At 69.7% G+C, this 13,005-nt stretch carries 13 protein-coding genes and 1 pseudogene; 6 read left to right on the top strand and 8 right to left on the bottom strand.

Annotation, left to right across the window (positions count from 1 at the left end; genetic code table 11):
• From A5692_RS29025 to A5692_RS11270, 4 genes and pseudogenes are all read left to right on the top strand, one after another.
• Nucleotides 1–114: pseudogene (locus tag A5692_RS29025) on the top strand (ABC transporter ATP-binding protein); the annotation flags it as partial.
• Nucleotides 111–1,754, top strand: a complete 1,644-nt coding sequence (locus tag A5692_RS11280; protein ID WP_156766029.1) for an ABC transporter permease — start codon at nt 111–113, stop codon at nt 1,752–1,754. The pseudogene A5692_RS29025 and the gene A5692_RS11280, both read left to right, overlap by 4 nt.
• Before the next feature lie 8 nt (nt 1,755–1,762).
• Nucleotides 1,763–2,437: an isoprenylcysteine carboxylmethyltransferase family protein gene (locus tag A5692_RS11275; RefSeq protein ID WP_068055857.1), complete on the top strand. Its 675-nt coding sequence runs from the start codon at nt 1,763–1,765 to the stop codon at nt 2,435–2,437.
• Nucleotides 2,438–2,467: 30 nt separating this feature from the next.
• Entirely contained in the window at nt 2,468–4,162 is a 1,695-nt protein-coding gene (locus A5692_RS11270) for a CocE/NonD family hydrolase (protein WP_068055854.1), read from the top strand.
• A gap of 7 nt (nt 4,163–4,169) precedes the next feature.
• Here A5692_RS11270 and glgC read toward each other — a convergent pair whose 3' ends face one another.
• Nucleotides 4,170–5,384, bottom strand: a complete 1,215-nt coding sequence (gene glgC / locus A5692_RS11265; RefSeq protein WP_068055851.1) for a glucose-1-phosphate adenylyltransferase — start codon at nt 5,382–5,384, stop codon at nt 4,170–4,172.
• A gap of 160 nt (nt 5,385–5,544) precedes the next feature.
• Between glgC and glgA the strand changes: the two genes are divergently transcribed.
• A complete protein-coding gene (glgA, locus tag A5692_RS11260; RefSeq protein WP_068055848.1) occupies nt 5,545–6,708 on the top strand; it encodes a glycogen synthase in 1,164 nt (387 codons plus the stop codon).
• Nucleotides 6,709–6,731: 23 nt separating this feature from the next.
• On the opposite strand, the gene A5692_RS11255 is transcribed toward glgA, so the two are convergent.
• The 7 genes from A5692_RS11255 to A5692_RS11225 form a co-directional block, all read right to left on the bottom strand.
• Nucleotides 6,732–6,905: a DUF3117 domain-containing protein gene (locus A5692_RS11255; RefSeq protein WP_003878471.1), complete on the bottom strand. Its 174-nt coding sequence runs from the start codon at nt 6,903–6,905 to the stop codon at nt 6,732–6,734.
• A gap of 203 nt (nt 6,906–7,108) precedes the next feature.
• Nucleotides 7,109–7,687, bottom strand: a complete 579-nt coding sequence (locus A5692_RS11250) for a DNA-3-methyladenine glycosylase I (RefSeq protein ID WP_068055845.1) — start codon at nt 7,685–7,687, stop codon at nt 7,109–7,111.
• A 2-nt stretch (nt 7,688–7,689) separates the two neighbouring features.
• Entirely contained in the window at nt 7,690–8,037 is a 348-nt protein-coding gene (locus A5692_RS11245; RefSeq protein WP_068055842.1) for a DivIVA domain-containing protein, read from the bottom strand.
• A gap of 50 nt (nt 8,038–8,087) precedes the next feature.
• Nucleotides 8,088–9,086: a glucosyl-3-phosphoglycerate synthase gene (locus A5692_RS11240; RefSeq protein WP_068055839.1), complete on the bottom strand. Its 999-nt coding sequence runs from the start codon at nt 9,084–9,086 to the stop codon at nt 8,088–8,090.
• Nucleotides 9,083–9,958, bottom strand: a complete 876-nt coding sequence (gene folP / locus A5692_RS11235; RefSeq protein ID WP_068055836.1) for a dihydropteroate synthase — start codon at nt 9,956–9,958, stop codon at nt 9,083–9,085. Before folP ends, A5692_RS11240 begins: the two co-directional genes overlap by 4 nt.
• Before the next feature lie 118 nt (nt 9,959–10,076).
• The gene (gene fadD6, locus A5692_RS11230) at nt 10,077–11,861 is read right to left on the bottom strand and encodes a long-chain-acyl-CoA synthetase FadD6 (RefSeq protein ID WP_068055833.1); all 1,785 of its coding nucleotides are present in this window, start codon (nt 11,859–11,861) and stop codon (nt 10,077–10,079) included.
• 69 nt (nt 11,862–11,930) lie between these two features.
• On the bottom strand, nt 11,931–12,494 hold the full coding sequence (locus A5692_RS11225) for a TIGR00730 family Rossman fold protein (RefSeq protein WP_068055830.1): 564 nt from the start codon (nt 12,492–12,494) through the stop codon (nt 11,931–11,933).
• Nucleotides 12,495–12,554: 60 nt separating this feature from the next.
• Between A5692_RS11225 and A5692_RS28215 the strand changes: the two genes are divergently transcribed.
• The gene (locus tag A5692_RS28215) at nt 12,555–12,863 is read left to right on the top strand and encodes a hypothetical protein (RefSeq protein ID WP_231984294.1); all 309 of its coding nucleotides are present in this window, start codon (nt 12,555–12,557) and stop codon (nt 12,861–12,863) included.
• Nucleotides 12,864–13,005 lie beyond the last annotated feature (142 nt).

Below are 13,005 nucleotides of genomic sequence, written 5' to 3'. Positions count from 1 at the left end.
CTGATCCGGGCGCTCGGGGACGCCGGCGTGCGCAGCCTCGTCAGCCAGCCGCCGACGCTCGAGGAACTCTTCCTGCGCCACTACGACACGGCGGGCAGGGTGTCCGCATCATGACCACCGTAACCTTGGATCGGTCGCACCGTCCAGCACATCCCGCGCCGCAACGCCGGCCGAACTTCTCGGGAACGCTCGGAATGCTGCGGCTCTACCTGCGCCGCGATCGAATCTCGCTGCCGCTGTGGGTGTTACTGCTGTCCGTGCCGCTGGCAACGGTGTACGTCGGCAGCATCGAAAAGGTCTACCCCACCCAGGCCGCGCGCGCCGCGTTCGCCGCGTCCATCATGGCGAGCCCCGCACAGCGCGCGCTCTACGGGCAGGTCTACAACGACAGCCTTGGGGCCGTCGGCATTTGGAAGGCGGGGATGTTTCACCTGCTGATCTCGGTGGCCGTCATCCTGACGGTCATCCGGCACACCCGCGCCGACGAGGAGGCCGGCCGGACCGAACTCCTCGACTCCACCGCGGTCGGCCGCTACGCCGGCCTCAGCGCCGCGCTGCTGTTGTCCTTCGGGGCCAGCGTCGCCACCGGCGCGATCGGTGCGGCGGGACTGCTCATGACCGATGTCCCACCCGGCGGGTCGCTCGCGTTCGGCGCCGCGCTCGCCTGCTCCGGATTGGTGTTCACCGCGGTCGCCGCGGTGGCCGCCCAGCTGTCGCCGAGCGCACGGACCGCCCGCGGTGCCGCGTTTGCGGTCCTGGCGGCCGCCTTCACGCTGCGCGCCCTCGGCGATGCCGGTTCCGGATCGCTGTCGTGGCTCTCGCCGCTGGGGTGGTCGCTGCAAGTCCGGCCCTACGCGGGAGACCAGTGGCCCGTGCTGGCGCTGCACGTCGCGACGACCGTCGCGCTGACGCTGGTGGCGTACCGGCTGCTGGCCGGCCGCGACGTCGGCGCCGGCCTCTTCGCCGAACGCCCCGGTCCGGGCTCCGCGGCGTCCACGCTGGGCAATGTGTTCGGGCTGGCCTGGCGACTGGACCGCGGCGCCCTGGTGCTGTGGACCGTGGGTCTCTGCCTGTACGGCGTGTTACTGGGCAGCGTGGTGCACGGCATCGGCGACGAGCTCGGCAACAGCAACGCCGCACGCGACATCGTCGTCCGGATGGGCGGCACCAACGCGTTGGCGGACGCCTTCATCGCCGTCGCGTTCACCATGCTGGGCATGGCGGCCGCCGCATTCGCCGTCTCGCTGACGCTGCGGCTGCACCAGGAGGAGGCGGCACAACGAGCCGAGACGACCCTGGCCGGCGCGGTGTCCAGAAGCCGCTGGCTGGCGAGTCACCTGCTGGCGGCGCTGCTCGGATCCGCGGCGGCGATGCTGGTCAGCGGCGTGGCCGGCGGGCTCGTCTACGGCGCCGCGGCGGGCGACGTCGGCGGCAAGCTGGCCGTCGTGATGGGCAGCGCGGCCGTCCAGCTGCCCGCCGTCTGGCTGCTCTCGGCGGTGACCGTCGCCATGTTCGGTCTCGCGCCGCGATTCACCCCCGTGGCCTGGGGCGTCCTCGTCGGGTTCGTCGCGTTGTACTTGATCGGGTCGTTGGCGGGCTTCCCGCAGTGGCTGCTCGACCTGGAACCGTTCGCCCACATCCCCCGGGTCGGCGCGGATTTCACCGGTGTGCCGCTGCTTTGGCTGTTGGCCATCGACACCGGACTGATTACGCTCGGTGTCATGGCCTTCCGACGCCGCGACCTGCGTAGCTAGGAGGCGTCGTGAAAACCGGTATTCGCGTGACGGTCACGTCGATCTCGGGGATCGTCTCGTTCGGTGTGATCCTCTTCGTGCCGGCAGGCACGTTGCGGTATTGGCAGGCATGGGTTTTCATCGCCGTCTTCATGGCGGCAACGATCGTCCCGGTGGTCTACCTGGCGCGCCACAACCCCGCCGCCCTGCAGCGGCGCATGAACGCGGGCCCACGGGCCGAACCCCGGGCGGCTCAGAAGTTCATCATCACCGGCTCGTTGCTGACCCTGTTCGCGACGATGGTGGTCAGCGCGCTCGATCACCGGTTCGGCTGGTCGTCGGTGCCGGCGTGGCTGTGTGTGGTCGGCGACATCCTGGTGGTGACGGGACTCGGGCTCGCCATGCTGGTGATCGTCCAAAACGGTTACGCCGGCGCCACCATCACCGTGGAAACAGGCCAGACGCTGGTATCCGACGGTCTCTACCGATTCGTGCGCCATCCCATGTACGTCGGAAACGTGATCATGATGATCGGCATGCCCCTGGCGCTCGGCTCCTATTGGGGACTGCTGTTCGTACTCCCCGGCGGCGTCATGCTCGCACTGCGCATCCTCGACGAGGAAAAGCTGCTCACCGCGGAGCTGACCGGGTACCGCGAATACCGGCAGCAGGTGCGCTACCGGCTGGTGCCCTACATCTGGTAATCGCCAAGACGACCCGCCTAGGGTGGTCGCGTGGCCCGAAATCCCGCGCCCACCCTGGACCGGCCGTGGCGGCGGCCCGGTGCCCTCCGGTACGCGGTGAGCCGCCTTCGCGGTCTGGCCGCGCCCCCCGTCACCGTGACCGATCCGCCGGCCGGCCTACGCGTCGAGCGTGACGCGGGCGTGCCGACCCGCGATGGAACGGTGTTGCGGCTCAACGTGTTCCGGGAGGCTGACGCCCCGGCTGCGCCGGCCATTCTGAGCATTCACCCCTACGGCAAGGACAACCTGCCGAAGCGGCGCGGCACCCGGTGGACGTTCTCCGTGCAGTACCGGATTCTGCGCCAGCCGCGGCGGGTGACCTTCTCGGCGCTGACCGGTTGGGAGGCGCCCGATCCGGCATGGTGGACCGCGCAGGGGTTCGTCGTCGTGAACGCCGACGCCCGCGGCTGCGGCCACTCCAAGGGCACCGGAGAGCTGTTGTCGCGCCGGGAGGCCGAGGACACCTACGACGTCGTGCAGTGGATCGCCGACCAGCCGTGGAGCGACGGGCGGGTCGTCATGCTGGGGGTGTCGTACCTGGCCATCAGCCAGTACGCCGTCGCGGCCCTACGGCCCCCGGCACTGAAGGCCATCTGCCCCTGGGAAGGCTTCACCGACGCCTACCGCGACCTGACCTTTCCGGGCGGCGTCCGGGAGCGCGGCTTCACCCGGATGTGGTCGCGGATCGTGCGACGCGACACCCGGCAGGCCTACGACCTGGAGCGGATGCAGGATGCCCACCCGTTGCGCGACGAGTTCTGGCGCTCACTGGTGCCGGAGCTGTCCGCCATCGAGGTGCCGATGCTGGTGTGCGGCAGCTTCTCCGACAACAACCTGCACAGCCGGGGCTCCATCCGCGCGTTCACGGGCGCCGCGTCCCGGCACGCCCGCCTGTACACCCACCGCGCCGGAAAATGGGCGACCTTCTATTCCGGGCCCACGCTGGCCGAGCAGCTGAAGTTTTTCCGCGCCGCGCTGGATGGGGCGCCCGGTTCACGCAGCGTCCGCCTCGAGGTCCGGGAAGACCGCGACACCGTCGCCGTGGTCCGTGAAGAACGGGAATGGCCGCTGGCGCGCACCCGTTGGCGGCCTTTGTATCTCGACAAAGACGGGGCACTGGCCGCCCGGCGGCCGCCGGAGCCGGGCAACATCACATTCGAAACCCGTGCTGCGGCAGCCGCTTTCAGCTGGACCGTCCCCAAGGACGTCGAGTTGACCGGGCCGATGGCGGCGCGGTTGTGGCTCGAATTGCACGGTTGCGACGACGCCAATCTGTTCGTCGGCGTGGAGAAGTGGCGCCCCGGCCGGTTCGGGGGCCGGTTTGTCGCATTCGAGGGCTCGTACGGGTACGGGCGCGACCGGGTGAGCACCGGTTGGCAGCGAGTCTCGCTGCGCGCGCTGGACCCCGGCCTGTCCCGGCCCTGGGAGCCCGTGGCCGCATGCACCGACCCGCAGCCCGTCGCGGCCCGCGAGGTCGTCGAGGTCAACGTCGCGCTGGGCCCGTCGGCGACCCTGTTCCGCGCCGGTGAGCGGCTGCGGCTGGTGGTCGCCGGTCGCTGGTTGTGCCCGCGGAACCCGCTCACCGGCCAGCTCCCCGCGGCCTACGCCGGCTCGCCGCGCGGTCGCGTCACACTGCACTGGGGCCCGCGCCACGACGCGCACCTGCTGGTCCCTGAGATTCCGTAGCAGACGGCTAGATCCAGACGCCCTTGCCCACCGCGACCACACCGCCGGCGCTGATCGCGAAGCGTTCCCGGTCCTTCTCCAGGTCTACGCCGACCATCTCGCCGGGACCGACGACGACGTTCTTGTCCAGGATGGCGTGGCGTACCACCGCGCCCCGGCCGACCCGGGCGCCCGGCATGATCACGCTGCCCTCGACGATCGCGCCGTCGTCGACCACGACGTTGGACGACAGCACCGAGTTGCGCACCGAGGCCGCCGAGATAATGCTGCCGGCACCGACGACCGACTCTTGCGCCGAGCCTCCGTTGACGAACTTGGCCGGCGCCAGGTTCTCGGACTCGCCGCGAATCGGCCAGCGCTTGTTGTAGAGGTTGAACACCGGGTGCACCGACACCAGGTCCATGTGCGCGTCGTAGAACGCGTCCAGCGTTCCCACGTCGCGCCAGTACCCCCGGTCGCGATCGGTGGCGCCCGGTACCTCGTTGTCTTTGAAGTCGTAGACCGCTGCCATCCCGTCGGCCACCAACCGCGGGATGATGTCGCCGCCCATGTCGTGGTCGGAGTGGTCGTCGTCGGCGTCGGCGCGTATCGCGTCGATGAGCACCTTGGTGGTGAAGATGTAGTTGCCCATCGACACGAACGTCGACTCCGGGTCGTCCGGTGTGCCCGGCGGCTCCAAGGGCTTCTCCACGAAAGCGCGGATGCGCCCGGAATCGTCGGCGTCGATGCACCCGAACGCGCTGGCCTCGCTGCGCGGCACCCGGATGCCGGCCACCGTTGCGCCGGCCCCGCTTTCGATGTGGAACTGGACCATCTGCTCGGGGTCCATTCGATACACATGGTCGGCGCCGAAAACGACTATGTAGTCGGGGTCTTCGTCGTAGATCAGATTGAGCGACTGGTAGATCGCGTCGGCGGAACCGGTGTACCAGCGTGGGCCCAGGCGCTGCTGGGCGGGCACCGGGGTGATGTACTCACCGGCCAGACCGGACAGCCGCCAGTTCTGCGAAATATGACGGTCCAGTGAATGCGACTTGTACTGAGTGAGAACGCAGATCCGCAAATAACGCGCATTGACGAGGTTGGAGAGCACGAAGTCGATCAGCCGGTAGGCGCCGCCGAAGGGAACTGCGGGCTTGGCCCGGTCCGCTGTCAGCGGATACAGCCGCTTGCCCTCACCGCCGGCCAGGACAATGCCCAGCACGTGTGGCGCTTCCCTCATGGTTCAAACCTATCGGCCGTCGCGAAACGCTGCCAGAGGGACCGCGCTAATTGGCGGTCTTCTGTGCGGCTGTCCGTCAAGGTATTTGGTTCCCGGGGTTCCGGCCACCGATTGTCGGCCCGACTCGCGGGCATCGCCGGAACCGAACTACGGTGCGGGTATGCGGGTGGCGATGATGACTCGGGAGTACCCACCGGAGGTCTACGGGGGAGCCGGTGTACATGTCACCGAACTGGTCGCCCAGCTGCGCCGATTGTGCGCGGTCGACGTGCACTGCATGGGCGCGCCCCGACCGAACGCCTTCGTGCACCAGCCCGATCCGCGCTTGCAGGGCGCCAACCCTGCTCTGACGACGTTGTCCGCGGACCTGATGATGGCCAACGCCGCGTCGGCGGCCGACGTCGTGCATTCGCACACCTGGTACACCGGCATGGCCGGGCACCTGGCCGCGCTGCTCTACGACCTCCCCCACGTCCTGACCGCGCATTCGCTCGAGCCGCTGCGGCCGTGGAAGGCCGAACAGCTCGGCGGTGGCTATCGCGTGTCGACGTGGGTGGAGCACACGGCGGTACAGGCCGCGCACGCCGTCATCGCGGTCAGCTCCGCGATGCGTGAAGACATTGTGCGGGTCTACCCCGCCCTGGATCCCAGCCTGGTGCACGTCGTCCGCAACGGGGTCGACACCGACGTCTGGTATCCGTCCGGGCCCATGGAAACCGGGTCTGTGCTGGCCGAACTCGGGGTTGACCCGCACCGGCCCACCGTGGCGTTCGTCGGCCGGATCACCCGGCAGAAGGGTGTGGCCCACCTGGTGGCGGCGGCGCACCGGTTCGACCCCGAGGTGCAGGTGGTGCTGTGCGCGGGCGCCCCCGACACTCCGGAGATCGCCGACGAGATCCGGTCCGCGGTGGAGCGGCTGACCGACCATCGGCAGGGTGTGTTCTGGATCAGGGAAATGCTGCCGATCGGCGAGATCCGCGAAATACTCTCGGCCGCAACGGTTTTCGTCTGCCCATCCGTGTATGAGCCGTTGGGTATCGTGAACCTGGAGGCGATGGCGTGCGCGACGGCCGTGGTGGCGTCCGATGTCGGGGGGATACCCGAGGTGGTCGTCGACGGGGTGACGGGTTCGCTGGTGCATTACGACGCCGGCGACTCGACCGGCTACCAGGCGAGGCTGGCCGAAGCGGTCAACGATCTCGTCGCCGACCCCGGGCGGGCGAAGCGCTACGGCGAGGCGGGACGCCAGCGCTGCGTCGAGGAATTCTCCTGGGCCCGTGTCGCCGAGCAGACCCTGGACATCTACCGAAAGGTGTGTGCGTAGCGGCGGCCGTCCGCCGGCACGTCTCAGCTGGAGCTCGTGACACCCTTGAGTTCGTCACCGAGGGCTGCGGCTTCGTCGGGCGTCAGCTCGACGACCAGTCGACCGCCACCCTCAAGTGGTACCCGCATCACGATGCCGCGCCCCTCCTTGGTTGCTTCCAGAGGACCGTCGCCGGTCCGGGGCTTCATCGCCGCCATCGAGTGCTCCCTCCAGGTTCGAGCTGGCCCGCCTTTGCGGACCTGGTCGGCGCCGAGCATGCCCCGCCAGCGATTTTCCAGCCATACCCGACATCGAACTGCCAAATCACCCCCCCATTGTTCCCTATCCAGGTCACGAGTTGTACAAAGACCCGGTTCTGCGGGCTTAGCGGGCGGCTGAACCCGACCGCCCGCCCGCATCGTCACCGGGTGGAAGGCACCCAACAACCCCGGACATGGTCGTCGACCATCCCGGTCGCCTGCATCAGCGCATAGGCGGTGGTCGGCCCGACGAAGCGGAACCCGCGCCGCTTGAGCTCACGTGCCATGGCCTTCGATTCCTCGCTGGCCGAAGGAATCTCGGAGCCGTCAGCGGGCCGGGGACGCGGTTCCGGCGCAAAGGACCACAGCAGCTTCGACAGGTCCGCCGCACTTCCCAGCTCCGCAGCGGCGCGCGCGTTGGCGATCGTCGCGTCGATCTTGGCCCGGTTGCGCACGATGCCCGTATCCGCCATCAGCCGGTGCACGTCGTCGTCGGTGTAGCCGGCGACCCGCTCGACATCGAAACCGGCGAAAGCCCGCCGGAAGTTCTCCCGCTTGCGCAGGATGATCAGCCACGACAGCCCGCTCTGGAAGGCCTCCAGGCTCATCCGCTCGAACAGCGCCACCCCGTCGTGCACCGGGCGGCCCCACTCCTGGTCGTGGTAGTCGCGGTACATCTGGAAATCGGGTCCGGGGCGAATGGCCGCCCAACCACACCGAACCAGCCCGTCATCGCTCACATCTAGTCCTGACGATCCTCGCGGTCTCCGGGTTCCACGGCCTCGGGCTCGCCTTCGGCCGACGCCGGGGCGCGCACCGCCGCCAGCTCACCCCGCAGCGCCTCGAGCTCGCGGGCCAGCCGGTCCAGCACCCAGTCCACCTCGCTGGTCTTGTATCCGCGCAGCACCTGGGTGAATTTGACGGCGTCGACGTCCGCGCCCGTCACGCCGTAGGCGGGCAACACCGTCGCGGTGGTCCCCCGCGGCAGGGGCGGCAGCTGCTCGCCCCGACCGAACAACAGACTCGCCGCGCCGAACAGCACGATCGCCACGAGCACCAGAACCACCAGGTAGAGCAACACCAATGCCACGTCGTCGATACTGCCCTATGCGGCCGACACCGCGACCAAGCAGCGGGGCCTCAGCGCGGCCGCAGGACCGCCATGGGTGGGCGGTCCGCCAGCGACACCGGCGAAGTGTGCTGGGTGTAGCCGTGGGTATCGGGTCCGTCCGGCCCGACGGCGAAGAACTGCGTCAGCCCGACGCCGGAGTCGGGAACCCCGCAGCGTGAGAGCAGGGTCGCGATGACCTGGCGGCTCATCGCGCCGAGCTCGGCCAGCGGTCGGTTGCGGTGCGCGCGCACACCCAGGTTGACCTGGGCGATCGCGTCGGCGCCGAGCCGGTCGAAGGTGTCCAGCAGCAGGCCGATCTCCACCCCGTAGCCCGGCGCGAACGGCACCGACGTCAGCAGTTCACGGGTGGCCGCGTACTCCCCGCCGAGCGGCTGCAGGATGCCGCCCAGCTCCGGCCGCAGCGCCGCGAGCAGCGGCCGGGCCACCAGCTCGGTGACCCGCCCGCCGCCGGTGGCGCCCGCGGCGCCCCCCACGTCGCCGACCTGCAGCGGCCGCCGGTAGAAGCTCTTGACCAGGTGAATGCCGTCACCGGTCAGCAGCGGACCGACCAGCCAGGGCACGAACATCGGGTGCGGGTTGATCAGGTCGGAGTCGACGAACACGACGATGTCGCCACTTGTGGCCGCGAGCGAGCGCCACAGCGCCTCGCCCTTGCCCGGCCGGATGGGCACCTCGGGGAGGGCCTGCTCGCGGCTGACGACGCGGGCGCCGGCGGCGACGGCGCGGATCTCGGTGTCATCTGTCGAGCCGGAGTCCAGCACGATCAACTCGTCGACCAGCCCGTCTACCAGCGGGGAGATGCTGTCGACGACCGATGCGATGGTTTCTTCCTCGTTGAGCGCCGGCAGCACCACCGAGATGGTTCGCCCCGCCTTCGCGGCCTCGAGTTCGGCGACGGTCCAGGTGGGACGGTTCCAGCTGCGATCGGCCAACCAGGTTGCGCCGGGCCGGGCGGACAGCACCGCGCCGGCGGCGAGGTCCCCGGCGACCAGGTCGGATGCCGTCATGCCAGCCCCCTCACCGTGCGCGCCGGCGGGCGAACCCCCTGGATCGACGCCACCATTTCCAGCACGCGCCGGGTCGCGGCGACCTCGTGCACGCGAAACATTCGCGCACCGGCGGCCGCCGCCAGCGCGGTGGCCGCCAGCGTTCCCTCGAGCCGCTCGGTCAATTCCACACCCAGAGTCTCCCCGACGAAGTCCTTGTTACTCAAAGCCATGAGCACCGGCCACCCGGTATTAACGAGATCGCCCACGTGACGCAATAGCAGCAGCCCGTGGAAGGTGTTCTTCCCGAAGTCGTGGGCAGGGTCGATCAGCACCCGGTCGCGGGGCACCCCGCGGGCGACGGCGCGCTCGGCTGCGGCCGTGACCTGGCGGATGACGTCGTCGACCACTCCGCGCGTGCTGGTTCCATAGTTCACCCGGAACGGACGCGTGCGGGGCAGCGCGCCGCCGGTGTGCGAGCACACCAGGCCCGCACCGAACTCGGCGGCGACCTCGGCCAGGGCCGGGTCGATGCCGCCCCAGGTGTCGTTGATCAGGTCCGCCCCCGCGGCGCAGGCCACCCTGGCCACCTCGGAGCGCCAGGTGTCGACGCTGATCAGCTGGTCCGGGTAGGCGTCGCGCAGCCATTCGATAAAGGGGATCAACCGGGCGATCTCGGTCTGCGCGTCGACCGCCTGGCCCGGTCCGGCCTTGACCCCTCCGACGTCGACGACGTCGGCGCCCTCGGCGACGGCCCGGTGCGCGGCGGCCCTGGCGGCCTCGTCGCTGAACGTCGCACCCCGGTCGTAGAACGAGTCCGGGGTGCGGTTCACGATCGCCATGATCAGCGGGCGGTCGCCGGCGACCGGACGGCCGCACCAGCTGGCTTGCACGGGTCTATAGTGCCCGGTCACCGCGCCGCGCACCGTCAGGGGATCGGGTGAGCGGCCAAGGCGCGGTGGTACGGCGAGTCTCCGCCGTCAGCGTACGGCCGACGCCGTGAGCGCACATTCAGCCGCGCGGCCGCTTACCGTCGGCCACTTCGTCGGGGTATTCGTCGTAGTACGGCACGTAGCCCTCGTCGCGGCCGGCCAGCACGTACAGCGGATCCTTGATGTCTGATCCGTAGGCCTGCTCGCGCAGCTCCACCTTGCGGCTCTTGAACGTCGTGGTGTGCTCGAGCGACTCGACCACTCGCACGAACAGCGGCAACGCGTAGACGGGCAGCTGGGAGTACACCGCGCGGGCCAGCGACTTGCCGTCGAACTCCGCGCCGTCGCGCAGCTTGACCGCGGCCATCCCGGCGCGGCCGCCGGTGCGGGGAATCTCGACACCGAAGACCGTGCATTCCTCGACGGACGCGTCGGACGCCAACGCCGCCTCCACCTGCGTGGTGGCGACGTTCTCCCCCTTCCACCGGAAGGTGTCGCCCAGCCGGTCGACGAACGCGGCGTGCCCCATGCCCTGCGGGCTCATCACGTCACCGGAGTTGAACCACACGTCCCCCTCGCGGAAGGCGTTGCGCACCAGCTTCTTTTCGCTCGACTCCTGGTCGGTGTAGCCGTCGAAGGGCTGCAGGCGGTTGACCGGGCTGAGCAGCAGGCCGGGCTCCCCGGGGGGCACCCGGCGCACCCGTCCGTTGTCGTCGCGCAGCGGGGCCCCGGTGTCGGGGTCGTACTCCACGTAGGCCAGCGGCATCGGGAAGACACCGGTGGTGCGGGGCACGTTGAACACGTTGATGAACGCGGTGTTGCCCTCGCTGGAGGCGTAGAACTCGCAGACCCGGTCGATGTCGAACCGATCGGTGAACTCGTCCCAGATCTCCGGGCGCAGCCCGTTGCCGGCGATCACCCGCACCTGGTGCGCGCGGTCGGTGGCCTTGCGGGGCTGGTTGAGCAGGTACCGGCAGATCTCGCCGATATAGATGAACGCCGTGGCCTCCGCGGCGATCACCTCGTCCCAGAACTTCGACGCCGAGAACGACTTGCCCAGCGCCAGCGTCGCGCCCGAGTTGATCACCGACGACAGCGCGACGGTCAGGGCGTTGTTGTGGTACAGCGGCAGGCAACTGTAGAGCGTGTCGGAGCTCTTCAGCCGCAGCCCGATACCGCCGAACGCCGCGAGCGCCTTGAGCCACCGCAGGTGGGTCATCACGCTGGCCTTGGGGAAGCCCGTCGTGCCCGAGGTGAAGATGTAGAACGCGGTGTCCCTGGCCTGCACGGCCGACACCGACGCCGGGTTGGTGGCCGGGGCGCTGACGGCGAATCGCTCCAGGTCTTCGACGGTCATCGTCTCGGTGTCGCCCGAGCCGCCGCACTCGGCGACCGCGCTGACCAGGTCGGTCTCCGCGATCAGGACCTTGGCCTTCAGCAGGCCCAGGCTGTGCGCGAGGACCTCGCCGCGCTGGTGGTAGTTCAGCATCCCGGCGACGGCGCCGCACTTGACCGCCGCCAACATGGTCAGGACCGCGTTGGGCGAGTTGCGCAGCATGATCGCGACGACGTCACCGTGGCCGACGCCGTGGGCGGCCAGGACCGCGGCGTACCTGTTGGCGGCGGCGTTGGCGTCGCGGTAGGTCAGTTGCTGGTCGCCGAACCGCAGGAAGACCCGGTCGCCGTAGCGGGCGGCCCGCTCCTGGAACACCGTGCCGATCGACTTCTTCGAACCCGGCTGGGCCAGCAGCCCGGTCACCGCCCCGCGCACGATCACCGGCATATCGGCCAGCAGACCCGGCGCCCGCGATGCGATGTCGGTCAGTTTGACCGCGGTCCGCGCTCCCCCGTCGTGATCGGCCACGTCATCCCTCGATTCTGCGTAAACAACTCGGCGGACAGCCTAATAGGGATCACGAGATTGCCGGCGCCCTCATTCGGGGGCACACGCCTCCACGGCGTCGCTCACCTTGTCGACCAGCAACAACCGGTCCATCGCCGGCTGCGAGACGTACCCGCTGTCGAGCAACCCGCCCAGCCAGTCCCACAGCCCTTCGTAATGCCCCAGCGGATCCAGCATGACGATGGGCTTGCGGTGCAGACCCAGGTAGCCCGTGGTCCACGAGTCGAGCAGCTCGTCCAGGGTGCCGACGCCGCCGGGGAGCACGATGAACGCGTCGGCGCGCTCCTCCATGACGTGCTTTCGCTCGTGCATGGTCTCGGTGACGATGAGCTCGTCGGCGTCGGCGTCGGCGATCTCGACGCGCATCAGGACCTGGGGGATCACGCCGACGGTCCGGCCCCCGTGGGCGCGTGCGGCGGTCGCCACCGCGCCCATCGCCGACACCCGGCCCCCACCCCACACCAGGGTCCAGCCACGCTCGGCGATCGCCTCGCCGAGTTCGGCAGCGACCGCAAGCAATTCGGGATGTTGCGGGCCGGACGCGCAGTACACGCACACCGCCCAGTCGCCGGCTGGCTCGGATTCCGGGCGCATACAACGAAAGGTAGACCAAGCTTGCTGACGCCCGCATGCCGCGCGCAATAAAATCCGGCGATGCCGATTCGATGGAACGTCCCCCGGCACGCGTCGGCCCTTCAGCGGCTGGAGGCGGCACTGGCGACCGGGAGAGGCGCCGTCGTGCTCGGACCCGATGGCTGCGGCAAGTCCACGTTGGCCCGGTTGGCCGCCGACGACTTCGGTCACCAACACCCCGGCACCCGCGTCCGCTGGGTCACCGGCACCCCGACCGAGCGCGCGGTTCCCTTCGGCGCCTTCAGCCACCTGGTCGAGATAGCCGACATCGGCAAGCCGGCCAGCGCCAACTGGTACACCAGCGTGGCGGACAGGATGTCCAGTTCGTGAGCGTCGTCGACCGCGAGCAGCAGGTCGTCACCGTCCAGCGACGCCCGGGCGGCACGCAACAGCGCGGCCGGCTTGCCGATGTCGGCTATCTCGACCAGGTGGCTGAAGGCGCCGAAGGGAACCGCGCGCTCGGTCGGGGTGC

It is taken from the genome of Mycobacterium sp. E342 (assembly GCF_001667665.1).
Classification (GTDB): domain Bacteria; phylum Actinomycetota; class Actinomycetes; order Mycobacteriales; family Mycobacteriaceae; genus Mycobacterium.
This window is presented reverse-complemented; position numbering and strand designations above follow the sequence as displayed.

What these genes read in the sequence shown, in the direction of transcription:
- A5692_RS11280 (WP_156766029.1), top strand. Translation starts at nt 111, where the DNA reads ATGACCACCGTAACCTTGGATCGGTCGCACCGTCCAGCACATCCCGCG.
- glgC (WP_068055851.1), bottom strand. Translation starts at nt 5,384, where the DNA reads ATGAGGGAAGCGCCACACGTGCTGGGCATTGTCCTGGCCGGCGGTGAG.
- glgA (WP_068055848.1), top strand. Translation starts at nt 5,545, where the DNA reads ATGCGGGTGGCGATGATGACTCGGGAGTACCCACCGGAGGTCTACGGG.
- A5692_RS11255 (WP_003878471.1), bottom strand. Translation starts at nt 6,905, where the DNA reads ATGGCGGCGATGAAGCCCCGGACCGGCGACGGTCCTCTGGAAGCAACC.
- A5692_RS11240 (WP_068055839.1), bottom strand. Translation starts at nt 9,086, where the DNA reads ATGACGGCATCCGACCTGGTCGCCGGGGACCTCGCCGCCGGCGCGGTG.
- A5692_RS11225 (WP_068055830.1), bottom strand. Translation starts at nt 12,494, where the DNA reads ATGCGCCCGGAATCCGAGCCAGCCGGCGACTGGGCGGTGTGCGTGTAC.
- A5692_RS28215 (WP_231984294.1), top strand. Translation starts at nt 12,555, where the DNA reads ATGCCGATTCGATGGAACGTCCCCCGGCACGCGTCGGCCCTTCAGCGG.